The organism is Salipaludibacillus neizhouensis (assembly GCF_002886185.1).
Classification (GTDB): Bacteria; Bacillota; Bacilli; order Bacillales; family Salisediminibacteriaceae; genus Salipaludibacillus; species Salipaludibacillus neizhouensis.
Genome location: NZ_KZ614146.1, coordinates 3,215,571 through 3,239,534, shown reverse-complemented (window position 1 = coordinate 3,239,534; position 23,964 = coordinate 3,215,571). Strand labels below are relative to the sequence as shown.

17 protein-coding genes and 1 riboswitch are annotated in these 23,964 nt (G+C 37.0%); of the genes, 6 read left to right on the top strand and 11 right to left on the bottom strand.

Translation table 11 applies throughout. The features are described 5' to 3' along the window. Positions 1 to 246: 246 nt before the first annotated feature. Positions 247 to 1,611 carry a 23S rRNA (uracil(1939)-C(5))-methyltransferase RlmD gene (rlmD, locus tag CEF18_RS15190; protein ID WP_110937723.1) on the top strand — a complete coding sequence of 455 codons (1,365 nt, stop codon included), beginning with the start codon at positions 247 to 249 and terminating at the stop codon, positions 1,609 to 1,611. 185 nt (positions 1,612 to 1,796) lie between these two features. Here the strand turns inward: rlmD and CEF18_RS15185 are convergent, their stop codons facing one another. The 3 genes from CEF18_RS15185 to CEF18_RS15175 are packed head-to-tail and all read right to left on the bottom strand — an operon-like array spanning position 1,797 to position 4,096. Continuing rightward, the gene (locus tag CEF18_RS15185) at positions 1,797 to 3,113 is read right to left on the bottom strand and encodes an FtsW/RodA/SpoVE family cell cycle protein (protein WP_110937236.1); all 1,317 of its coding nucleotides are present in this window, start codon (positions 3,111 to 3,113) and stop codon (positions 1,797 to 1,799) included. Continuing rightward, on the bottom strand, positions 3,110 to 3,544 hold the full coding sequence (locus CEF18_RS15180) for a PadR family transcriptional regulator (protein WP_110937235.1): 435 nt from the start codon (positions 3,542 to 3,544) through the stop codon (positions 3,110 to 3,112). The genes CEF18_RS15185 and CEF18_RS15180 overlap by 4 nt, the downstream gene beginning before the upstream one ends. Positions 3,545 to 3,547: 3 nt before the next feature. After that, on the bottom strand, positions 3,548 to 4,096 hold the full coding sequence (locus CEF18_RS15175) for a sigma-70 family RNA polymerase sigma factor (RefSeq protein WP_110937234.1): 549 nt from the start codon (positions 4,094 to 4,096) through the stop codon (positions 3,548 to 3,550). Between the two features lie 248 nt (positions 4,097 to 4,344). Between CEF18_RS15175 and CEF18_RS15170 the strand changes: the two genes are divergently transcribed. After that, on the top strand, positions 4,345 to 5,943 hold the full coding sequence (locus CEF18_RS15170) for a xylulokinase (RefSeq protein ID WP_110937233.1): 1,599 nt from the start codon (positions 4,345 to 4,347) through the stop codon (positions 5,941 to 5,943). A gap of 205 nt (positions 5,944 to 6,148) precedes the next feature. On the opposite strand, the gene CEF18_RS15165 is transcribed toward CEF18_RS15170, so the two are convergent. Next, entirely contained in the window at positions 6,149 to 7,585 is a 1,437-nt protein-coding gene (locus CEF18_RS15165; RefSeq protein WP_223292326.1) for a L,D-transpeptidase family protein, read from the bottom strand. Positions 7,586 to 7,845: 260 nt separating this feature from the next. After that, positions 7,846 to 9,369 (bottom strand): BCCT family transporter, encoded by a 1,524-nt coding sequence (locus CEF18_RS15160; RefSeq protein ID WP_110937232.1) that lies wholly within the window; start codon positions 9,367 to 9,369, stop codon positions 7,846 to 7,848. A gap of 608 nt (positions 9,370 to 9,977) precedes the next feature. Between CEF18_RS15160 and CEF18_RS15155 the strand changes: the two genes are divergently transcribed. Beyond that, positions 9,978 to 10,442 carry a hypothetical protein gene (locus tag CEF18_RS15155; protein ID WP_223292325.1) on the top strand — a complete coding sequence of 155 codons (465 nt, stop codon included), beginning with the start codon at positions 9,978 to 9,980 and terminating at the stop codon, positions 10,440 to 10,442. 229 nt (positions 10,443 to 10,671) lie between these two features. On the opposite strand, the gene CEF18_RS15150 is transcribed toward CEF18_RS15155, so the two are convergent. Continuing rightward, positions 10,672 to 12,408 (bottom strand): ABC transporter ATP-binding protein, encoded by a 1,737-nt coding sequence (locus CEF18_RS15150; protein WP_110937230.1) that lies wholly within the window; start codon positions 12,406 to 12,408, stop codon positions 10,672 to 10,674. Positions 12,409 to 12,741: 333 nt separating this feature from the next. Between CEF18_RS15150 and CEF18_RS15145 the strand changes: the two genes are divergently transcribed. Then, the gene (locus CEF18_RS15145) at positions 12,742 to 15,492 is read left to right on the top strand and encodes a transglycosylase domain-containing protein (RefSeq protein ID WP_183041078.1); all 2,751 of its coding nucleotides are present in this window, start codon (positions 12,742 to 12,744) and stop codon (positions 15,490 to 15,492) included. Positions 15,493 to 15,590: 98 nt separating this feature from the next. Here CEF18_RS15145 and CEF18_RS15140 read toward each other — a convergent pair whose 3' ends face one another. The 5 genes from CEF18_RS15140 to CEF18_RS15120 form a co-directional block, all read right to left on the bottom strand. Continuing rightward, positions 15,591 to 16,328 carry an O-methyltransferase gene (locus tag CEF18_RS15140; RefSeq protein ID WP_223292324.1) on the bottom strand — a complete coding sequence of 246 codons (738 nt, stop codon included), beginning with the start codon at positions 16,326 to 16,328 and terminating at the stop codon, positions 15,591 to 15,593. Then, positions 16,216 to 16,578 (bottom strand): hypothetical protein, encoded by a 363-nt coding sequence (locus tag CEF18_RS15135; RefSeq protein ID WP_110937227.1) that lies wholly within the window; start codon positions 16,576 to 16,578, stop codon positions 16,216 to 16,218. The genes CEF18_RS15140 and CEF18_RS15135 overlap by 113 nt, the downstream gene beginning before the upstream one ends. A 240-nt stretch (positions 16,579 to 16,818) precedes the next feature. Further along, on the bottom strand, positions 16,819 to 17,922 hold the full coding sequence (locus CEF18_RS15130) for a 5-methyltetrahydropteroyltriglutamate--homocysteine S-methyltransferase (protein WP_110937226.1): 1,104 nt from the start codon (positions 17,920 to 17,922) through the stop codon (positions 16,819 to 16,821). 74 nt (positions 17,923 to 17,996) lie between these two features. After that, a riboswitch (SAM riboswitch) is annotated at positions 17,997 to 18,098 on the bottom strand. A gap of 115 nt (positions 18,099 to 18,213) precedes the next feature. After that, positions 18,214 to 19,797 carry an aminotransferase class V-fold PLP-dependent enzyme gene (locus CEF18_RS15125; RefSeq protein WP_110937225.1) on the bottom strand — a complete coding sequence of 528 codons (1,584 nt, stop codon included), beginning with the start codon at positions 19,795 to 19,797 and terminating at the stop codon, positions 18,214 to 18,216. Then, the gene (locus CEF18_RS15120; protein ID WP_223292323.1) at positions 19,794 to 20,369 is read right to left on the bottom strand and encodes a glycerol-3-phosphate acyltransferase; all 576 of its coding nucleotides are present in this window, start codon (positions 20,367 to 20,369) and stop codon (positions 19,794 to 19,796) included. Before CEF18_RS15120 ends, CEF18_RS15125 begins: the two co-directional genes overlap by 4 nt. A gap of 349 nt (positions 20,370 to 20,718) precedes the next feature. Between CEF18_RS15120 and CEF18_RS15115 the strand changes: the two genes are divergently transcribed. Both CEF18_RS15115 and CEF18_RS15110 read left to right on the top strand, forming a co-directional pair. Further along, the gene (locus CEF18_RS15115) at positions 20,719 to 22,353 is read left to right on the top strand and encodes a sensor histidine kinase (RefSeq protein WP_110937223.1); all 1,635 of its coding nucleotides are present in this window, start codon (positions 20,719 to 20,721) and stop codon (positions 22,351 to 22,353) included. Then, on the top strand, positions 22,350 to 23,957 hold the full coding sequence (locus tag CEF18_RS15110; protein ID WP_223292322.1) for a response regulator transcription factor: 1,608 nt from the start codon (positions 22,350 to 22,352) through the stop codon (positions 23,955 to 23,957). The genes CEF18_RS15115 and CEF18_RS15110 overlap by 4 nt, the downstream gene beginning before the upstream one ends. The last annotated feature ends 7 nt before the right edge of the window (positions 23,958 to 23,964 follow it).

Here is a 23,964-nt window from a genome sequence, read left to right as displayed (position 1 = left end):
TTTTATAGAAGATGTTCCAAAAGGTCAGTGTTTAAACCTTTTGGAACATCTTCTAAGCGATGAGCGAAGCCGCTGCAATGTCTTAAGCCTGGTCTGAGTGGTTTTCTCAGACCAGGCGAGCAGCGTGTGTAGCCATTGCAAATACCTTTTTGAACAAACTTTTTTAGAAGGAAATTATTTTATATCATATTATTTGAGTTATATGTATAGAAGGAGGAAGATTCATTGACTGTTAATGGAGAAACCATGGTGGTTGAGGTAGACAATATAGATAGAAGAGGTGCAGGGCGAGCAGTTACTTGGCGGGAGAATGAACTTGGAAATAAGAAAAAGCTAAAACTGACTGTTCCAAAAACGCTTCCTGGTGAAACGGTGAAAGTAACTGTGGATCGTCCTGAGCGTAAAAATAGAAGAGCAATACTTGATGAGATTTTGGAAGTCAGTCCAGATAGAGTAGAAGTTCCGTGTCCTCATTTTGATAAATGTGGAGGCTGTGTCATGCAGCATTGGAATTATGATACCGGTCAGTTAGGTCACAAGACATTTCTTGTTAAACAGGCGTTGGAAGATCAAGGATTCGATCCAAATCTTGTGCTTGATACAATTGGGATGGACGAGCCATGGCGTTATCGAAACAAGATGGAATTTACGTTTGCTCCAGATGGGGCGCTTGGCTTGCATGAACAAGGCAATTTCCGAAAAGTTATTTCTTTAGATACGTGCTTAATTGCAGGGGAAGAAATGGTGGAAGCGGCAATAGCTGTAGCCGAGTGGGTGAAAGATCATCAACTAGCAGGCTATCACAAAGAATTACATGAAGGCTTACTTAGACACTTGATGGTTAGACAGTCGTTTGCAACAGGGGAAATGATGCTCGCTCTTTTTGCTACGGAAGGACCTGAAGGAGAACTGCAAAAAGCAGTGGATGATTTAGTTGCACGGATCGGTGAGAAGTTCCCTCAAGTAAAAAGTTTTTTATGGATTAAAAATACCGATTGGGCTGATCGGACACAGGCAGAAAAAATTCATCAATTAGCAGGTCGTGATTTCATATACGATGAAATGGCAGGCTACCGTTTCCGTCTTTGGTTTGATACATTTTTCCAAACGAATCCAGCACAGGCTGAAAAATTAGTAGAACTAGCTCTTGAGTTAGGGAAACCGCAAGAAACCGAAAAGATGATTGATCTATTCTGTGGAGTAGGAACGTTCTCACTGCCGTTTGCCAGCAAAGTAGGAAAGCTAGCCGGCATTGAAATTGTCGAAAGTTCGATTGAATCAGCTAAGCGTAATGCAGTAGATAATGGTATTTCGAATACAACGTTTTTAGCTAAAGATGCGAGAAATGGTATTGATGAAATAATAGAGAGCTTTGGTAAGCCTGAGCTACTTTTACTAGATCCACCTCGTTCAGGTGCGGGTGGAAAAGTCATGAGAAGAATCGGACGCTCACAACCGGAGCGTATTGTGTATGTCTCCTGTAATCCAGTAAGCTTTGCTGAGGATGTGAAAGAGCTCGAACAATTTGGTTATACCTTAAAAACTGTTCAGCCAGTAGATTTATTTCCGCATACTCTTCATGTGGAGTGTGTAGCACTATTAACTTTGTGAAGCTAAATAATGATATACCAGTGTGTTTGGAGCCTTTTTTTTAAAGGGCTCTTTTTAGCTATTGATGAATTCCTGTGAACAGAGGAGGGGATCAGCTCTATGTTCAAAAGCACCCCTCCGATAACCGTACCACATCCAAAGGGGTAAAATGGTACGACTTTATTTTAAATCAACATACATAAGGTTTATTCTAATTTCACTATCGTAGGCTCTACAATATCTTTTCTTCGATAGACGTTCAGAATAAGGCCTAAAATGGCAGCGTAAAATATATCTCCTCCATAACTGATAAACGGCAGGGAAGCACCAATAATCGGGAATATTCCCAAGCCCATTAAGATGTTCCAGCAAGCAGGAACGGTAAATAATGTAGCACCGCCGATCACTAGTAATCTTCCGAATTGATCTTTTGTTTTGAAAGCATTGGAAGCAATTCTCGAAATAAATAACAACAGTATTAAACAAAGGACAATTCCGAATGCCCAGCCAAGGGAATAGACGAGATAAGGGAAAACAAAATCTGTATGTGCTGCCGGGAGCGATTCGTTATTTATATCATTGTAAAGTCCCTTACCGAACCAACCTGCTTGTGAAAGGAGATCCCTAATCATCATATACATATATCCATCTCCATATGGATCGGTATCAGGATTTATAAAAGCTAATAGTCTAGTAAAGAAAAAAGTACCACGAGATGTAATGATCATAGTTATAACGATAATTAATCCAGCCGCTATATTTGTTGCCAACAATTTCATGGCTAACTTTTTAGGCGCATGAGAAAAAGCAAACATCGTTAAGATACATAAAAAGTAAATGATACTAAGCCAAAAGTGTGGAAGCATCATGTAGATAAGGATTGGTGTCCAAAACAGGAAAAACAGCAACATATATTTTTTCCAACTATTAAACTCTTTTATTTTATTAAAGATACCAGCCCACGCAAGGAAGAATAAAAATAGAGTGATGGTTACATCAAAGGGAAATCCCCCAATAGAAATCGACCTAGTTGCCCCATTGATCATATTACCAAATGAATAGGTATATAAAAGGAGAAGCAAGCCGGTTCCGTAGAAATATATCCACAAGTTCTTTAATTTTTGATAATCAAAGAAAAGAAAGCCAATGATTACAAGAACAGCAAGGATGAGCCAAATGGCTTGTAGTTCTATAAAATGAAAACCAGAGAAGCCCAAGCCAGGAATACCACCAACAAGCGGAAGAAAACTGATAGCGGCAATGATGATAAATAAAACGACGAGGACCCAATCCATTTTTGGTTTATGAAGACGATTTAAGTTTTCTCCAATCGTAAAGGGGTTCCCCATTTCCTGTATTGCCTGTTCATCTGCCTCCTCTTTGGATGGTTCTCTCTTTTGAAAGGATTGGCTCAGCTCTTGCAAGTGATTCGTGAGCTCTTTTTTGATCATGCTGTGAGCTTCTTTGGATTTCACTTTAGAGGTTACTTTATTTAAAAATTCTTCAAACTTGGAAGAACTCATAAAACTGCCTCCTCTAGTAAAAGTTTAAAAGATCTGCCGTGTTTTGAACTTCCTTGAGTATAAGCAGCTAATTGTTTTTTACCTTTTGCAGTTAAGGAATAGTATTTTTTTTCTTCTATCCACTTTGAAGTGAGGAGTTCTTTGTTCTCGAGTAAATGTAAGAGTGTATAAAGTTGTCCTTGATTATTTTGAAAACTTTGGTCATATTTTTGAAAAAGATGGTTGGATATCTCGTAGCCGTGATTTGCTTCCCGTTGAAGAAATTCGAATACATCTAAAAGAGTTTCCTCTTTCCAAAAATGAAGCTGTGGTTGTAGTTTATCTTCTCGTATTGCATGTTTTACTGCTTTTTTTTGCTCATCGGAAAAGGAGAGATCTTTAAAAATTGTATTTTTCATGGAACTTTTTAGTTTCGTAAATGGATCGTTCATCGGCTAAACCTCCTCTGTCATCTTGTCTTTTAATAGTTCTTTTGCACGTTTTAACCTCGTTTTTAGTGTGTTTATATTAACTGTAGTAACCTTGTTTATTTCTGCTAATGATAGTTCTTCATAGTAATGGAGAAAAACCACTTCTCTGTACTTTACAGGTAAAGCCATGACAGCATTGGACAAACAGTTTTCTTCGTCCTTAGCAATAATTTCTTCATCAATGTGTTTTGATTTGGAAGGTATATAGTCCAAAAACTTCTCGTTAAGAACTATTTTTCGATAGTGCCAGCTTTTTAGATAGTCTTTACAATGATTACTAGCAATTCGATATACCCAGGTTTTTATGGAGGACTGCTGGTTAAACTGACTTAGTTTTTCATAACTCTTTATAAATATCTCTTGTGTTAAATCCTCCGCAGTCGCTCGGTTTTTTACATATGTATATACGAGATGCAGGATACCATCGCTATATTCAGACATTAATTGAGCAATGATCTCTTCTCTGTCATCCCGACTTTCTTCTGTCACCACCAATTGCTCTAGCTCATCCATTTATGTATCACCTCTTCTTATATCTTAGACGAAGCCAACCTTCTTATGGTTTTAAATGTAAATATTTATTCATTATTTGAGTCATTCGGACAGCTTGTTTTGCTCTTTCAATAGCAAAAAGAATTACTTATACGTTTGACACAAAACAGAAAACGTATTCTGAATAATATTGTACGTACATCTATGATTGAAATAGTCTATCATATCTCTTATAATAGAGTTATTAATTAATTATTGGAGGAAAAAATATGAGTCTTGATGTTAAAAATGCGATTCAAAGTGGCAAAACAGTACTTGGTATTGAATTTGGTTCAACACGTATTAAAGCAGTTCTTATTGGTGAAGATAATACACCGATTGCATCAGGAAACCATGACTGGGAAAATAGCTTAGTAAACAACTTATGGACCTATAGCGTTGAGGATATTTGGAAGGGTTTACAAGACAGCTACAAAAAAATGGCTACAGATGTTAAACAGCAATATGGAGTCACCCTACATACAGTTGGCGCCATCGGTTTTAGTGCGATGATGCATGGCTATATGGCTTTCGATAAAGATGAGGAGCTTCTCGTTCCTTTCCGCACGTGGCGCAACAATATTACCGAACAGGCTTCAACAGAATTGACAAAACTATTTAACTACAATATTCCACAAAGATGGAGTATTGCTCACCTCTACCAAGCTATCTTGAATCAGGAAGAACATATTAAGGACATTAGCTTTCAAACAACACTAGCAGGCTATATCCAATGGAAACTAACTGGAGAAAAAGTTTTAGGTGTTGGGGAAGCATCCGGTGTATTTCCAATTGACTTGAATACGAAGAACTATAATCAAACTATGACCGATCAGTTCAATGAATTAATTGCCTCTAAGAATTTACCATGGAAACTGGAAGATATTTTGCCAGAAGTTAAGGTGGCGGGTGAAAACGCAGGTGTACTTACAGAAGAAGGAGCGAAACTTCTGGATCCTACCGGAGAGTTAGCGGCTGGTATTCCACTTTGTCCGCCAGAAGGTGATGCAGGAACTGGTATGGTTGCAACAAACAGCGTAGCCAAGCGCACTGGTAATGTTTCTGCCGGCACTTCTGCATTTGCAATGGTAGTATTGGAAAAAGATTTGTCCAAAGTCTATCCTGAAATTGATTTAGTAACTACTCCTACAGGGAATTTGGTAGCGATGGCTCACTCTAATAACTGTTCGTCAGACTTGAATGCCTGGATCGGATTATTTGAAGAATTTTCAAAAACAATGGGGATGGAAGTGGATCGTAATAAGTTATATGAAACGTTATTTAAACAAGCCCTTCAAGGAGATCCGGATGGGGGCGGCCTATTATCTTACGGTTACCTTTCCGGTGAACACATGACCCACTTTGAAGAAGGTCGTCCATTGTTTGTTCGTTCTTCAGAAAGCAATTTCAATCTAGCGAATTTCATGCGCGTTCATTTGTTTACCGCATTTGGCGCAATGAAAATAGGGATGGATATTCTAATCAAAGAAGAAAAAGTAAAACTAGATGAAATTTTAGGTCACGGTGGCATATTTAAGACAGAAGGTGTAGGGCAAGGTATCTTGGCCGGTGCTTTTAATGTTCCTGTGTCTGTGATGGAAACAGCGGGAGAAGGCGGAGCTTGGGGGATTGCCCTGCTTGGCTCATATATGATTAACAAAAAGGATAATGAAACGTTAGATGAGTTTTTAAATGAGAAAGTATTTGCAGACCAAGCTGTAAAGACTATGTCTCCAGATCCAAAAGATGTCGAAGGTTTTGAGCAATTTATGGAACGTTACAAAAAAGGGCTTGGTATTGAAAGAGCTGCAGTAGACAATCTAAAATAAATATTAAACAATTCAAAACGTGGCAGGAGGCTTCTCCTGTCACGTTTTTTTCTATACCATTGTGGAGAACACGTTTATTTAGGGGGTTCAATAGTTCGACTGGGGAACATTCTCAGGCAGAATGGCACAAGACTGGCAATAAAAATGTCGGAGAAAAAGCGAGAGTAAAGCTATCAATTATTTAAAGACGGCTATGCCGTTTTTCTCAATAGATTACAACCGGATCATAAACGTTTAAATTTTCATACACTTTCTTCATAATATCAGGGGGTACGTTAACGCAACCATTAGATCCTTCTGTTGAGTAGGCGTTGCTTGACCAGTTCGTGCGCCAACCTGCATCGTGGAATCCCTGTCCGCTGTTTGTAAAGGGGGCCCAGTAATCGACATCGGTGGCATATTCGGATTCATCTGCTGAAGTGCCTGTAAGTGTATATGGCGTGCGTTTGAAAAGGATATACCATACTCCCGGCGCTGTATCCTGCTGTGTGCTTTGTCTGCCCGTCACCACATGAGTGTCCACAACTAATTCTCCGTCTTTGTAAATCCACATACGCTGATCTTTGATAGATACTTCTGCATAAGTATCACCAATTCCGTTATTTGAAGTAGTTTCGTATCCATAACCTTCGCCTTCCCAACCATTCCCATAAATATTGGAAGGGGAAATTGATTTTTCACCAGCCTCAAAGGCTTCCTTAATCAAAGCTGCTTCTTTTTCTGCCTCGAGCGCCCAGCCGTACCCTTCACCCTTAACGGAGAGAACGGAACCTGAATGTGTTTTAAAGCTGAAATCTTTTCCTAAGTTGGAATGGGAATCATTAATTTCAGCGATTTTTTCAAATATAGTATCAGAGTCTATCAGCACATCCATATTTTCCGATAGAGAAGCATCGAGAATAAGTTCGCTGGCCTTTAATGAATAAACTTGATCCTGGATTTCATACTCCACATTGTGGTCAAGGAATTTCTGGAGTTTTTCCACCTGGTTCTGTATGATCTCACTGTCTTCCTTTACTGCCTGCAAATAAACAGGGCTCAAGTTAATCTCACTCGTATATTCATGGTTGTCGTATTCCTCTATTAGACTACTGATATCATATTGCTCCCCATCAGCGCTTTCAGAGATTATTATTTCACCATTCTCAATACTGGCCTTGGCGTCTGTGGGAGGTTGTAAAACCTGATTCATGTAGATGAGTTCTTGTTCAAGCTCCGTTTTCAATTCTTCGCTGCGGTATTTGTCCTGTATAACTGGTGTTATGGAATATGTTTTTGCTTCTGAAGAAGGAAAGAATGTCCACTGCCTTTGCAGTAAATTTTTAATCTCCGGCAAGTCGCTTTCTGAAAACGCCATTTGTGTCTCTTTTCCTGTAACGATTTCTTCTCCAATATAGACATTATTAGTTAATACAGATGCTTGTAATTTTTCAAGGGCGCGATCAGCTGTCAGGCCCCTGACTTCAATGTCATTAATCGTAATATTCGAGTTAAAATGTGTCTTCTGATAAAAAAACAGTGCCGCAAAAATAACTGCAATGACAATAATCGCAATCAAAATAATCATTTTCCAATTTTTAAACCAGCTGAATCGTTTCTTCGATGAACTATTATTCTCTGCCTGTTTAAACACCTGCTCCAAATAAATTCCCCCAAAATCTTCGTCCTCTTATTGGACTTTAAATTTTTCCTCAATTTACAATTTTTCCTAAATACTATTTACTTTGATTATAATATATTCCTGTAATTTTACAATATACAAAAATGTATTTTCGAAGTTAAGGGTGTCACACATCACCTTGGTTAGTTAGAAAGCCTTGTATCAACTTGGAGTTGATACAAGGCTTTCTTTAATCAAAATACAATTATATATCTTCCTTAGCATTTTCATTGGTTAGTTTATCATTTGTTTTCTTTTTTCTTCCTAGTTATTATCTGTCCAATTCCCAACTCTCTTGCTTCCTTATGTAAAGATTTAAGCAAACTAATTACCATTAGCCCTATAATAACAGAAAATGGAAGAGCTGCAATGATCATAGTGTTTTGAAGAGCTTGCAATCCACCAGAATAAAGTAGAGCAAGAGCAGTAATGGAAAGAAATATTCCCCAAATTACCTTAATTTGATTACTTGGATTTTGCGATCCGTTAGTTGTCATCATACCTATAACGAATGTACCAGAGTCTGCGGATGTGACAAAGAACGTAACAATAATAAGAATGGCTAAAATGGATAATGCCATGCTAAATGGATAACTTTCTAAAACTCCGAAAAGCGATTCTTCGGGTAATAACGAAGATATTGAAAGCAATCCAGACATTTCTGCTGTAATTGCTGCACCTCCGAATGTTGTAAACCATAGGAAACCAATAAGTGATGGAACTAGTAGAACATATATAACAAATTCGCGGATTGTTCTTCCCTTGGATATTCTGGCGATAAAAATACCTACAAATGGAGACCAAGCAATCCACCATGCCCAATAGAAGATTGTCCAATCATTAATCCAGTTTCGAGCCTCTACGTTAAATGGGGCAATTCGAAAACTCATATTAATGAAATTTTGCATGTAAGCCCCTATAGTATCAATAAATAAATTTAAAGTGAAAAGTGTTGATCCAAATACAAATACAATTAAGAAAAGGAAGGCGGAAAGTCCCATATTTAAATTACTTAGGATCTTAATGCCTTTGCTTAAACCAGTTAATGCAGATATCATAAATAAGGCTGTAACAATAAGGACGATTACAGTTTGAGTTGTCATATTAATTGGTATTCCAAATAAGTAAAATAGTCCTCCATTTATTTGCATTGCACCAAAACCTAGTGTTGTTGCAACCCCGATAACAGTTGAAATAACAGCTATGACATCAATAACATTACCAATTGGTCCATCTGCATGCTTGCCAATCAATGGTCTTAATGTTCTGCTAATTAAGACGCGTTCACCTTTTCTAAAGGTAAAGTAAGCAATAGATAAGGCAACGCACCCATAGACTGCCCATGCATGTATACCCCAGTGAAAAAATGTAAACCTCATTGCATCCTTTATGCCTTGATGAGTGCCAATTTCTCCTGTAGGTGAACTTACTGCGTAGTGACTAATGGGTTCGGCTGTACCATAGAAAATTAAACCAATACCAACACCTGCACTAAAAAGCATTGCGAGCCATGTTGGTCGCGAAAATTCAGGCTTGTCCTCTTGTTTTCCAAGTTTTATTCGACCGACTGGACTCACTAATAAATAAAAACATACGAATACAAATACGGATACTATTCCTAAGTAATACCAACCGAATGAACTGGTAATAAAACCTCGTGTGTTTCTAGTGATACTTTCTAACGAATCAGGCATTGTTATTCCCATTAGAACAATACCTGCCACTATCAATAATGATGCGTAAAAAACAACTGAAGCATTCTTCATATTAAAAAAAACAACTCCCATTTTTGATTTGTTCGAAGTGGGCTTTACTTCGATTGGAGAAACATATAAAAATGTAAAACCCATATTAAAAAGAACTAATTTTTTTAAGAAATTTACTAACCCTTAAAATTAGTTAACTACACTAACACCAAATATAAATTTTTAGGAAAACCATCAATCTCTCTAATAACTTATCCACCTTTGCAACAGTCTATCTGTGAGAAAATTTGGTGCGAGATAAATGAAGGAATATAGTAGAGAGGTAATTAAGAATTTAAATAAAAGGGGGCTTTTATAGTGTAAACGAATAAAGTCCTATTAGCACATGTGAAATTCGGGCTCTATTCGAGTTTTAGACTTACTAGTCCTTATTAGAGTATGTGAACACTATTATATCTTAATAATATTCGGTTTATGTCGTATATTGTAGAAATATGGGAAATTGTACTTTTAAGACCAAACGTTAATAGAAAAATATAAGAGAACTTGTTTAGAGTGGGGATAAGTGGAAGTGTATAACTAAATATATAGTACCCATCAATACATTTAATCTAAACATAGGGGGATAATTAGATAAATTGAATTATTAATTGATAAGGAGGATGAATGTGATACAAATAATGCAATGGCTAATGTTTCTAACTCCTGTTGCAACACTGGTGCTAATTGGAGATAAAACTCTAAGAAGATTTCTTCCAGTGGCATTGTTTGTTACTGTAGTCAACACTCTTATTTACCAAGCTGCATATCATTATAATTGGTGGAGAGAACCTGGGCTGTTTGAATGGGATAAAGTTGCAAATATTCCTTGGGTATATAGTGCATATTTAGTAGCAACATTATGGATTTTTAAGTTAACCTACGGAAAATTTACTATTTATTTAATAACAAACCTAATATTGGATGGTGTATACATATATTTATGGTATCCAATCCAACAAAAACTTGGATTAGCTTCAGGCGAAATGTCACCAGATATTACTTATTTAATTATGATCGGAGTAGCCCTTTTAATATATGGTTTTCAGATTTGGTATGAAAAAGATTTACAAAGTAATAAAGATGCTAACTAAAACTTTTATAATTTTTTTCTGGAACTGGCGGGTGGCGATGCTTTAATAATCGGAGCATTGCTTTTTTGTTTCACTAACTAATCAAGCGCGTTGCCAAGATTGTTTCCAGAGTATGCAAGGAGATGTATAAAATAACACTTAGGGAATGTTTAAAAAGGTAAAAAAACTACCTTTTTGAACATTCTCTTATAGCATTTTATCGGTAATCCACTAAGTATATAAATTCTTTTTAAGTCAACTGCTGTTCCGAAAACTCTCTATAGAGATCATGTGATTGAACGAGCTCTCGGTGAGTACCAATTCCGGTTATTTGGCCTTTTTCAATAAAAATGATTTTATCAGCGTTTACGATGGTCGATAACCGGTGAGCGATGACAAAGGTCGTTCTGCCTTCCATTAAACGAGCCAAAGCTTGTTGAACGATTCCTTCCGATTGGCTATCAAGACTCGCAGTTGCTTCATCCATCATTAAAATCTTGGGATCTCTCAGAAATGCACGGGCGATAGCAATACGTTGCCTTTGACCGCCGGATACTTTCACGCCACGTTCTCCAACCTCCGTATCGAGATCTTTTGGAAACTCTTTAATAAACTCTGCAGCATAGGCCATTTTCGCCACTTCCCATAGACGCTCGTCGGTAATATCTTGTCGATCTTCTAACCCGTAGCAAAGATTTTCACGGATCGTACCTGCCATCATCGGACTATCTTGTGAAACATACCCGATTTGACTTCTCCAGGAACTCATGGACAACTCTTTAATAGGTGTGGTTCCAATTATAATGTCACCTGAAATTGGGACGTAAAAGCGCTCCAGCAGTCCGAACATCGTCGTTTTACCGCCACCGCTTGGACCTGCAAAAGCAACCATCATTCCCGGCTGCACGTCAAAGGAAACGTCTTTAATGACAGCTTCCTCTTCACTGTAGGAGAAGGATACATTCCTAACATAGATGGCTTGATTGGCGATATCTATGTCTTTTCCTTCTTGGCCGTCCTCTACGTTAATTTTTAATATATCAATAATTCGTTCCGTGGCACCCTTTGCTTTTTGTAATTGGGTAAAAAACATGGTGAACGATGTAATCGGGAAGATGATTTGGAAGAGATAGAGTAAAAAAGCAACAAGCGAGCCAGTGGTCATGGTGCCCTCTGCTACTCGAATTCCTCCGTATCCGATAATGATGACAATAACGACCATGACGACGAGATACATCAGTGGGGCAACGAGGGCAAAAATGAGCCCTTCTCTTAATCCATAGGAGAAAAGCTTATCAATTCTAGATAGCCCTTTCTTTTCCTCTGTGCTTTCTGCATTGGAGGCTTTCATTAAACGAATTTCACTAAGTGTTTGCTGTACACTGCCTGTAAAACTTGCTGTTTCATCTTGCAGACCACGCGATATTTTTGACATTTTGCTTCCAAGTGGAACCATAAAAAGGACAGTGATTGGAACAGCAATTAACATTAATAAAGTCATTTTCCAATCCATAAACAGCAAAATCGTCACAGCACCAATAATGGTAATAACGCCACCGATAAACTGAGGGAAGTGTTGGGAGATTAGGTCTTTTACAATTCCTGTGTCATTGACAACACGACTAACCGTTTCTCCACTTTTATTTTTGTCATAATAATTGACCGGTAAGCGTAAAAGTTTGAACCACATTTTTTCTCTGAGGTTGGCGACTATTTTTTGCCCGACAAATGCCAGGGCATACATGGATAATCCATCGATGACTGCTTGCAAAATAAAAACGATAATGATGATCCCAATTAGAAAAGTATTTAATGATTCCATTGAAAATCCGTCGACCATTTCTCTTGTGAGCAGTGGGATGGAAAGCCCTACTAGTGTGGTAACGAGACTTCCAACTAACCCTAGAGTCAATGCGATTTTAGGTATTTTGGTAGATAGTATAAGAGAGAGAAAAGGTTTTAGTGTCTTTGGTTGTTCCTTTATCATTCTAATAAACACCTTCTTTTTCTATGAATTTTGATTTTAAAATGCAAGGGTATGTATCATTTCGTTTATTAAAGCATAGCCTCCTTATATCGAAGAGTACGATTCTATGTCACTAAAGTTTCAAGATATTGCCTTAACCATTATACAACGAATTCATATAGGGATTCACAGTAATTGGTAATTCTTTCATTATGGAGGAACTTTTTAAACCGAGTGATTTTTTCCTACTCTATATTTTACAAAAGCTATAAAACTCCATTTTTTCCCTTGTTTTAGTTTTTATCGAGTTGGGAATCTAGTAGTTTAGGTTTAGATTTTATTGGGAGGTAAATGATGGAGAAAAAACGTGCAACAAAAAAGAGAAGTAAAAAGCAATCTTTTCTTATGAGAGCTATTATAATATTTTTGCTATTTTTCCTTGTAACCGGGGTAGTTGGTAGCATCCATGTTTATAGCCTGGTTCAGAGTGCTCCGTCTATTGATGATGATACCTTTATATATTCGAACTCGTCTACATTATATGATCATACAGGTGAAGAAATGGTCACTTTAGATAATGGAGAAGACCGTCAATCTACTCAGATTGAACATATTCCGCAACATGTTCGAGATGCATTCATTGCCATCGAAGATACTCGTTTTTATGAGCATTCAGGTCTTGATGCAAAAAGGATTGGGGGAGCTATTTTATCAAATATTACGGATGGTTTTGGCTCTGAAGGAGGGAGTACGATAACGCAACAGGTAGTTAAGAACTCTCTTTTAACCTCGGAGAAATCAATAGAAAGAAAGGTTCAAGAAGCCTATCTGGCTCTTGAAGTAGAGAAAAAATATACGAAAGATGAAATTCTGGAGTTTTATTTAAACAAAATTTACTTTGGTAATGGTGCTCACGGAATTGTAAGTGCAGCTGATGCTTACTTCGGGAAAACTCTGGAGGAGTTAACGATTGAAGAAGCAGCTTTATTAGCAGGCCTTCCTCAACGGCCTTCTGGCTATGATCCATTTCAACATCCTGAACTAGGAGAAGAGCGCCGTAATACGGTGTTATTTGTGATGAAGGATCAAGGTTTTATCACAGACGAAGAGTATGAGGAGGCAAAAAGTGTCTCGATAGAAGATATGATCGAAGGAAATAGAAGTAATTACGAGATTTCAGATGCATTTATGGACCTCGTTTATAAAGAGCTTGAGAGCATGGAAGAGATAGATGCCTCCATGATTTACAATGGTGGTCTGGAAATTTATACGACTTATGACAAAACCGCGCAAGAACATGTGGAGAAAGTGTTGAATTCGGATGAATATATCTCGTATCCTGATGAGCGTTTTCAAGCAGGATTAACCCTTATTGATAATCAAACAGGTGAAATTAAAGCAGTAGGAGGCGGGCGGAATCAAGAGTCCGGGAAGAGTCGATCCAACTATGCAACAAATATTCAACGGTCTCCAGGTTCAACAATTAAACCGATACTAAGTTATGGTCCGGCAATTGAGTACTTAAACTGGTCAACCTATCAACAAATAGAAGATGAAGAAATGACTTATACGGATTCTGATCAGGTGATAACTAATTATAATGGGAATTATCACGGGATTGTATCCATGCGTGAAGCATTAACACGATCATGGAATATACCAGCCGTTAAAACTTTTCAGGAAGTGGGGAGTGAACGGGCAAGTGAATTTGCCTCCAATGTTGGTTTATCGATGGAAGGACCTCTCTATGAATCCTATGCACTTGGATCTCTTAAGGAAGGAATTTCTCCGTTAGAGCTTGCTGGTGCTTACGCTGCATTTGGAAATGAGGGAATGTATAATGAGCCTCATGTGATTAAAAAAGTAGTATTTCCTGATGGGAAAGAGATTAATATGCAGCCTGAACCGGTGCAGGCAATGAGTGATGCCACCTCATATATGGTAACCGATATGCTGCAATCCGTCGTAGAAGAAGGAACTGGTCGTCTGGCAAATATTGAAGGCGTAGCAGTTGCGGGAAAAACAGGCACGACAAACTTTAATGAAGAAACAAAACAAAAATACACTATTTCAGATGGCGTACCTGACGTTTGGTTTGCTGGTTATACCTCAAATTATACTGTTGCTGTATGGACAGGATACCCACAAGTGAGTGATGAAAACTATATAAAAACAGATGAGGATAAGCAAATTGCGCGACTTATATTTAAAGAAGTAATGACAGAAATGGTAGATGAAGAGACTCATGATTTCGTGAAGCCCGATTCTGTGGAAGAGATAACCATTGATACGTCAACTGGTGAAAGAGCAACTGGCAGTTCAGACAAGGATGATATTGTAACAGAATTATTTGTTTCTGGAACAACCGTTGAAGATGCATACAGCCTTGTTGAAGAAGAGCTGGAGAAGAAGCAATCAGAACCTAAAGATGAGGTACCGGAATCAAACGACAGCAATCAAATAGAGGATGATAACTCTGTGGATCAAGACGTAGAAGAGAACTCTGAGCCAGAACCGGAGCAGTCAGAAAGGAATGAAGAGGGAGAAGGTTCGGAATCAGACCAGCCAGAAGGCAACGTGGAAGATGAAGAAGCAAAGCCTGAACAGACGGAAGAAAGTGAAAATTTAGAAGAAGCGGAGCCAGAACAGACAGAAGAAAATAAACCAGAGGCAGAACCTGAGGGGTCTAAAGAAGAGAATAGCGTAGGTGAAGCGGAGCAAGAGAAAACAGAGGGAAATGAAGAAATAGAGTCTGAGCCGAAGCCCGAAGCAACAGAAGAAAATGAGACAGAAACAGAGTCGGAGAAGCAGACGGAAGAAAATGAAAGTGTAAAAGAAGCAGAGCAAGAGCAGCTAAACGAAGTAGAAGCGGAGCCAGAACAGACAGAAGTAAATCAGGCGGAATCAGAACCTGAGCAGACAGAAGGGAATGAAAGTGCAAATAAAACGGAGCAAGAGCAGACAAATTCAGAAGTAGAATCAAATAGTGCGGAAGAAAAAAATACAACAGAAGAAGAAGCAGATCCGGAACAAGATGATACGAATACCAGCAGTACAACAGGTGAAGAAGAAGCTTTGAACCAAGAAGATACTAACGAAGATTAAAAGAAGAAGAAGTCTTTTATTAGAGGAGAGACTTCTTCCTTCGACCAGAGGTAACATACGCTACAGGCGGACTAATTTTATCAAACACAAATATTCTTTTATTTCATTACTTTGGACATTGTCATACCATCACCGAGTGGAATAAGCAGTGACTCTAATTGAGGATGATTGGCCACTGTCTCATTGAATTTCTTCATAAATTCAGTATAACGTTTAGGTTTTGCGTCCTGGTCTGCGACACTGCCACCAGCCAGTACATTATCACAAACTATTAGAGCACCAGGTTCCGCTAATTTAATGCAGTAATTGAGATAGTTTTCATAATTCTCTTTGTCAGCATCAATAAAGAAAAAATCAAATTGCTTATCGTCGCTCACCAGTTTTTCAAGGCTGTCTAAGGCTGGGCCAGTAATATAATGTACTTGATCTGCAAAGCCTGCCTTAGACAGATTGTTATTTGCTAGCTTTGAGTAGCTCTCTTCTAATTCAAGAGAAGTTAATTGTCCCTCTTTCCCGAATCCTCTAGCAATAGAAATGCCACTGTAACCCCCAAGGGCCCCTATTTCCAGTACATTTTTAGCTTTTGAAATCGATATAAGCATCGTTAAAAGTTTTCCTGACGATGGAGATACTGATATAGGAGGCATTTCGTTTTCTTTGATAGACGAGATGACCTCTTCTAATAGAGCATCTTCTTTATTAAAAACTGAATCGATATACCTGTTAATTTGTTTCATCGGAATCAATCCCTTTCTCATTTTTTTCTTTATTTTCTGATGAAGAATTTTCCGTGTTTTCATCTTTTTTAACAGGTGTTTCCGATTCTTCACTTTCATCCATTCCGAATAATTGAATGAATTCGTTGATGACCATATCCATTGCTTTTAATTCACCAATAAGAAGTTGATTAATAGATTGAAACTCTGGTTCTTCTAACTGCTGCTTAATCGTGGACCGTTTAAGATTCATCATTTCTAAAAAGGCGATTGCTCTCCCTCGCCGAAAGGTTTTTGGACCACGATGATGAGAACGATGGTCTTTTCCTTTATGACCACCACCTCGGTGATGGTCCTTTTTTCTTAAGATCGTTTAAATCTTCCTTTTTCATCGTATAGATCTCCCTTTATTGTATCCACTTGTATACAGTTGATATCGTTTTGATTGTATACAATTTGTCAATTTAACCCACTAAGGTTTTAGAAGCAAGCGATTGAATCGAAACTTGAGTAACTATTTCGCTGAAGTCCTAAATAAATGCGAGATACAGAAAAATAAAGGATCCACCTCCATTACAAGGCGAATCCTTTATTTTTAGTTTAGGAGAAATTACTCCCAAATCTCGTTAGCGACATCTACAATATATTTGAGTTTTGCCCATTGCTCATCTTCCGTAAGTTTGTTGCCGTGGTGAGTGGACGCAAATCCGCATTGCGGACTTATGCATAATTGCTCCAAAGGTACATAGTTCGTTGCTTCTTGAACGCGAGCTTTAATAGTTTCCTTATCTTCTAGTTCACCAAACTTTGATGTGAATATACCAAGTACAACTTGCGCTCCTCCATTAGGAATGTACTCCAAAGGTTTGAAATCCCCTGAACGATCATCGTCATATTCAAGGAAAAAGCCATCTACATTTTCTTTCGCAAACAATGTAGGAGCTATTTTGTCATATGCCCCTTCAAAGGCCCATGTAGAGCGATAGTTTCCACGGCAAAGGTGGGTAGTCACCGTTAAATCTTCTGGTTTATCTTCAAGAACACTGTTTACAACATGGAGTGCTAGATCAATTAATTTTTCTCTAGTTAAATTACTAGAACTGAATGGTAGTGTAGGTGCACACAGTCCAGCAATATATACATCATCTAATTGTATGTAGCGACACCCAGCGTCGTAAAATGCTTTAATCGCATCTCGGTAAGCTTGGATAATATCGTTTGTGAATTCCTCCAGGTCTGGATAAAACTCGGGATTCTGAATTCCAGCATTAAATAGTTGGTTTGGACTCGGAATCGTTTGTTTTGCTACAGCTTTGTCGCCAACAATTTCTTTAAATTCAATGAAATCTTCGATGAATGGATGATTAGGATTAAAGGAAATTTTTCCGTTACAACGGATGTCATATCTTTCTGTTTCAATCCCATCAAATTTATAACCGTGTTCAGGAACATAGCCTTCAATTCCATTTAAATGCTCTAGGAAATCAGTGTGCCAGAATCTTCGTCTGAATTCACCGTCTGTGACAGCTTGAAGTCCGACTTCAATTTGTTTGTCAACAATGTGTTTGATTTCCTGAGTCTCTACTTCTCTCAATTGTCCAGCTGAAATGTTACCTTCTTTAAAATCTTTTCTTGCCTGATGCAAAACTTCCGGGCGAAGTAAACTCCCTACATGATCTGCTCTAAAAGGAGCCTTAGTAATAGTACTTGTCATAAATAATCCCTTCTTTCTGTAAAATTAAAAAAACCCACTTCAATGAAGAAGAGGGGGGAATAACCGCCATTCTCTTCTTATCTTCAAGCAAATAGCTCTGGAATTAGCACAGTACTTGAGAAAAGTCTGTTGCCGAAGTTTCAAAGGGCCAGTCCCTCCACCTCTCTTGATAAGAATGATTCAAATATTCAATTAAATTTAAAGATACAGTCTTTTTGCTAGTATGTCAAGTAACCAAGGGGACGGTTCTCTGCTTCATTTCTCCGCGAGAAATGAAGCAGAGAACCGTCCCTACGATTGCCCTTGAGGGGTTTTAATCTTTTGATGTAGTGTCTTGACCATATTAGTGAGATCTCGTTTTTTATATTCGCCCAAACAGGCAATTTGAATCCAGTTTCGTTGTTTTAAATAGTCACTTTCAAAATGAACGAAGATTCCCTGCATCTCAAGGTACTTTCCTATTTCAGTCGACGAATAATCAGAGGATAAGGGAATGGTTATTATAAATGGAGAAGAGTTCTCAGCATTTAATAAAACAGAGATTCCTGCTTCAGCTAGTGAGGCGCTAACTAACGAGATATCAGCAGCAATTTTATCGTATCTATTATTACTCTCATATTGTTTTAAAGCTTCCTTTAAGGCGCACATTAAATTAGAAGTATGAGAATATGGGACACTATTTTGCATTTGATACATCCCTAAATCAAGGTATCGCGGTAATCGGTTAGAAGGGGGTATATTTTCTTGATGAAAAACAAAAGATAAGCCTGTATAGGAGCCTATTGCCTTGCCACTAACACCGGAGGCCAGATAAACACCTTGCAGATCCAGCGGAAGGGCTCCTAAAGAACTTATACAGTCTAAACAGAGATGAACTTGATAACGTTCACATATTTCTTTGATTTTTTCAACCGAATTCAGCATTCCAGTCGATGTTTCACTGTGAACCATCCATAGCCAGGAAATATCTCCTTTTTCTATTTTTGATATAATTTCAGCATCAGAAAAAGGAGTTCCCCAGGATTTGTCTATGACTTCAAAAGATAGATTTGCCCGTAAAGCATGATCTTTTATACGTTGACCAAACTCTCCATTTAGGAGAATTAATCCCTTTCCTTGATGCAATGAAAGCTGAGCAGCAATGACATCATTAGCTAATGTACCCGTGCCGACAAGAATCTCCATATAATTAGCAGATGTCATGGAAAGAAGAGATTGTTTCACACTATCCATCAAAAGTTGAAACTGATTGGAACGGTGTGGAATCGGAGCGGATGCAAGGGCTTTTTGAACAAATTGATGGACGGGAACTGGACCTGGAAGGAAACTGATTGGCTTAGATGCAACCTTACCGGCAGTCGATTCATTAAACGTTTCTTTGGTTAGATACATAGGCTGATAGAATGCCCCTTCACTGCCAACTAAATCACCAAACGGTTGAAATCCTAGCTGTTTATATAATTTTAATTGTCGCGTTGTTGCTGATATCAGCCCTAAATCATAGCCTTTTTGAATGCAATACCTTGCCAATATCTGGGACAAACCTCTAAATACACGTCCTATTCTATATTCTATTTCTACGGTTAATAACCTTATCTCACAATAATGATCATATCCTTTAGGAAGTAGCTCTTCTAAATTTTCAAGTTTATTTTCCAATGAAAGAGGTCGGTTGTCCCTGATTGCCAACATCCCGATTACAAGGTCATCCTTACAACAAATAAGGTATGTATTTTCTTCATGAAATTTGTCGACGAGTATTTTAGACTGGTTCGTCTCGTGTTGAGGAATTTCGTCTACAAAAGTTTTATAATTTAAATGATGGATTTGGTCAAACTCACTTTGTTGGGATGCAATGTTAAAAGTATAGCTCATAATGATTTCTCCTTTTCATGTATTATTTCAGTAATATTTTCGCGGTGAGCATAAAAAACGATTCCGATATTGAGAAAAAGTATCCAAAAAATATAACTATTTTGATAGAGTAAATACGAAAGAAAAGGCGAAAATAGAAATGAGATGAGACCGGTGAAGCTAAAACTTTTCAAAAAAATGAAGAGGACTACAAAAATAATAACAATCATGAGAAGTAATAGAACGTTAAAGGCAGCTAAACCACCGACAAGGCTTGAAATTCCTTTACCGCCTCGAAAACGGTACAAAATGGGCCATATGTGTCCCGAAATGACACATATTAAAGCGAATAATTGAAATACTTCGTCATATCCGAGCAAAATAGCCCCACCAACAACAAGAGCTCCTTTGATAGCATCCCCGATAAATGTCACTATAAATCCCATTTTTCCTAAAACTCGACCTGCGTTTCGGGCTCCGATATTTCCACTGCCATGGTTAAGTAGGTTTACTCCAGAAAAATAAGCGACTAGATTTCCTGTCATAAAACATCCTATTAAATAGGAGCAAAGTAAAAACAAGAGGACACTCATACAAATTTTACCTTTCTTTTTTTTGTTTTTATCATAACACGAGGGGGCGGTTCTCTGCTTCATTTCTCAAGAAGAAATGAAGCAGAGAACCGTCCCTATGATCGCAAAAATCTAAATTGACATATAAAAAGCGCTGACATAGACTTAACGATAAGATTGTTAATATTCTAAAAATTATATATGTTCTATGAGATAGGAGGGGGATTGGCTGTTTTATTCATTACGAAGTCGGTTATTTCTCATTTTCACTTGTATTTTAACGGTGCCATTTATTATATTATCCTTTATTATTCCAAGCTGGTTTACAGTTTTCATTAAAGAACAGACTCAGGAACTAACGGTAGAATCGATGGATCAGTATTCGCTATACATTAATTCAATCACTACACAGGCACAAGATCTGGGGAAGCAGGTACTTGTAAATCAAGCGACTCAAGATTGGTTGAAGTTCGAGCAAGGAGATGTTGATACATCAAGTAAAGAAGGTTTATTAAAGAAGAATGATCTTAGAAACTTGCTAACTTCGATGATGGTAAATAATTCGAATGATATGTCGATTTCAGTATTTCTTTATGATGGTACTGGAACCTGGGGAGATAATCCTGTGTTACAGGATGTAGATTGGTTTAAAGAATTTACCCAAAATGAACAACGATATATAAAGTCCCATATAGATCCTTACCAGAAATTTAACGGTAATATAAATAGCTATATTTTGCCCCTATTTGATTTATATACCTTTGAGGCAAGTGGGGTAATTAAAGTTAATTTTCCAACATATTTGTTGGAAACGGCATTAAATAAAATAACTATTGGACAACGTGGAAGTGCATATCTGATTGATGAAAATGGCAATGGTGTATTGCAAGGAGATATAAACATTCCTGAAAAGGTATTAAATCAAAGCACGGATGCTATAGCTAACAGTAATAACGAAGAAGGTTTAAAGGAAGTTGCTTATAATGGAGAAATTTATTATATTTTTTATCAGAAATTACCAATGGCCGACTGGACTCTTATTAGTGAGGTGACGGAGTCTGATTTGTTCTCAAAAATCAATGATTTGCAACGCAATTTATTATTGATAAGTGGCATTGCCTTTTTATTAACAATTGTAGCTTCTTACATGCTTTCTTCAAATATTGTCAGCCCATTAGGTAAACTTACAAAAGCCATGAGATATATTGAACGTGGAAAGTTTATTGAGGCTAAGCACTTTATGCCTACAATAAAATCTGATAACAATGAGATTGGTTACGTAATAAAAGTGTTTGATCATACGATTGATAAATTGAAATACGTAATTGAAACTCAATTTCAAGCTAATATTCTTAGAAAAGATGCTGAATATAAAGCCTTGTTATTGCAAATTAATCCTCATTTTTTAAACAATACGCTTGAAATTATAGGGGGATTAGCAGCTCAAGGAAAAAACAAAGAAGTGATGGATGTAACCTCTTACTTAGGGAAGATGATGAGATATTCTTTGAATACCAAAAGTGATATCGTGGAGTTAGGTGAGGAATTAAATTATATTCGCAACTTTTCAGATATATTAAAAATAAGATATGAAGAAACAATTACAATTAACATAGAAGAAGATCCTAAAACAAAAAGTATTCCAATAATAAAATTCATCTTACAACCACTCCTTGAAAATGCAGTTAAATATAGTTTTATCGAGAAGAAATATGCAGAAATACACATTAAAACAGAAATTGTTAATAATCAGCTAGCTATTTTTATAAAGGATAATGGAATAGGTATGTCTAAGGAAGTTATTTTAGACTTATTAAATGAAGAAAGAAATAATGAAACAAATAATGTGTTAGATAGTAAAGGGAAGAGCATAGGGCTTAGAAATGTGATTGGAAGATTAAAGCTTTACTATAGTAGTAATTTTTCATATCATATTGAATCTGAAAAGAATAAGGGCACAAAAATTTACTTTTATATAAACCTAGAAGGGAGGGGGGAAACATGATGAAAGTCTTAATAACGGATGATGAGATTCAAATACGTAGAGGCTTACGAATGAAAGTCGACTGGGAAGAAGAAGGGTTTATAGTTGTAGAAGAGGCTTCTAATGGTAAAGAAGCACTTGAACTACTCCAAAACATCAATGTGGATGTAGTACTTACAGATATAAGAATGCCCATAATGGATGGTATCGCATTAGCTAAACATTGCCAGCAAGAATTTCCTGGTATAAAAGTAATTGTATTATCAGGTTATTCTGATTTTGAGTATGTGAGAAGTTCCATGAAGGAGGGTGTCAAAGATTATTTGCTGAAACCAGTTGCCCCTGATGAATTACTAGAAGTGTTAAGAAAAATCCGGAAAGAAGTGGAAGAGGATAAGAGAAAACAAATTGAATCAGCTAGGATACATGTGATTGCAGAAACACATTTACAAGAAGTACAAGATCAATTTTTGCTACATTTAGCAAAAGATGAATGGTTAGAGTTTAGCTATGTTTTAGAGAGGCTGTGGCAGTTACAACTAGAAGATCTTGCTCAAGAGAATATTAAAGTGAAATTTTTATCAGTAGAAATTAGAGAATGTGAGGATAATCTGACTAACTTAAAAAAACTCTGCCTTCCATTCCAAATGATATGTAAAGAAATAGCAAAAGAGCTTGGAGGAACCTATTCATTTTATGACCCGAGTTATGCAAATATGGTTCACTTTCTAAAAATCATAGATTTAGAACAGACGAATAGTACTGCCATTCTAATTAAAAAAGTTCAACAAAGTGTGAAAACTAGCTTGAACTTAGAAACAGTGATAGGAATTGGCAACACTGTTACGGGTCTTTCTGAAATGAAGAATGGTTATATTTCGAGTTTACTTTCTTGGAGCCAAAGTCAATTAGGCTCTCATTCTCAAGTGATGAATGAGACGGTTACTAGAGACGTAATATATGAATTTGAACCTGATTTCGAGAGGCAATTAACAAATGCTATTGAAGGTATGAATATTGAAGCATTTAAGAATACCGTCAATACAGTATTAAAAAAAACAGAAAACCAATCTGTTTTATCGTTTTGTTTTGTTGCAAATCGTGTGTTTTTTTTATTAGGTTCTTTAGCTAAAAAATATAATATGGAAACAAAAGATATCCAAAAGTCGATGTGGAATTGTCAACAGAGTATTGGGGAACTCAATTCTCAAAGTAAATCGATAGACCATCTTATTCAATTAGCACAGGTAATAGTTGAAAAGATAAGTGTAGCGCGCTTTTCAAACGGGCAGTTAATGGATAATATCAGACAGTATTTGGACGAACATTATGCAAGTGAAATTTCACTCACCTCTTTATCAGAATTATTTTATATCAATAGTTCTTATTTATCAGATACGTTTAAAAACCATATTGGTAAAAATTACAGCGAGTACCTAGTTGAGTTACGAGTGGAAAAAGCAAAATTCTTTCTTGAAGATGAAAGACTAAAAATAATCGATGTTGCCAACTTAGTCGGTTTTTCCAATTCAGGGTATTTTAGTACTGTATTTAAAAAACACGTTGGCAAAACTCCAGTTGAATTTCGAAACTTTCTTGATATAAATGGGAAAGTAATTAGATAATGCAACC

Coding starts and splice junctions, on each gene's coding strand:
- CEF18_RS15110 (WP_223292322.1), top strand. CDS start 22,350: ATGATGAAAGTCTTAATAACGGATGATGAGATTCAAATACGTAGAGGC.
- CEF18_RS15170 (WP_110937233.1), top strand. CDS start 4,345: ATGAGTCTTGATGTTAAAAATGCGATTCAAAGTGGCAAAACAGTACTT.
- CEF18_RS15180 (WP_110937235.1), bottom strand. CDS start 3,544: ATGAACGATCCATTTACGAAACTAAAAAGTTCCATGAAAAATACAATT.
- CEF18_RS15125 (WP_110937225.1), bottom strand. CDS start 19,797: ATGAGCTATACTTTTAACATTGCATCCCAACAAAGTGAGTTTGACCAA.
- CEF18_RS15130 (WP_110937226.1), bottom strand. CDS start 17,922: ATGACAAGTACTATTACTAAGGCTCCTTTTAGAGCAGATCATGTAGGG.
- rlmD (WP_110937723.1), top strand. CDS start 247: ATGGTGGTTGAGGTAGACAATATAGATAGAAGAGGTGCAGGGCGAGCA.
- CEF18_RS15150 (WP_110937230.1), bottom strand. CDS start 12,408: ATGATAAAGGAACAACCAAAGACACTAAAACCTTTTCTCTCTCTTATA.
- CEF18_RS15140 (WP_223292324.1), bottom strand. CDS start 16,328: ATGAAAGTGAAGAATCGGAAACACCTGTTAAAAAAGATGAAAACACGG.
- CEF18_RS15145 (WP_183041078.1), top strand. CDS start 12,742: ATGGAGAAAAAACGTGCAACAAAAAAGAGAAGTAAAAAGCAATCTTTT.
- CEF18_RS15185 (WP_110937236.1), bottom strand. CDS start 3,113: ATGAGTTCTTCCAAGTTTGAAGAATTTTTAAATAAAGTAACCTCTAAA.
- CEF18_RS15120 (WP_223292323.1), bottom strand. CDS start 20,369: ATGAGTGTCCTCTTGTTTTTACTTTGCTCCTATTTAATAGGATGTTTT.
- CEF18_RS15175 (WP_110937234.1), bottom strand. CDS start 4,096: ATGGATGAGCTAGAGCAATTGGTGGTGACAGAAGAAAGTCGGGATGAC.
- CEF18_RS15115 (WP_110937223.1), top strand. CDS start 20,719: ATGGATCAGTATTCGCTATACATTAATTCAATCACTACACAGGCACAA.
- CEF18_RS15160 (WP_110937232.1), bottom strand. CDS start 9,369: ATGAAGAATGCTTCAGTTGTTTTTTACGCATCATTATTGATAGTGGCA.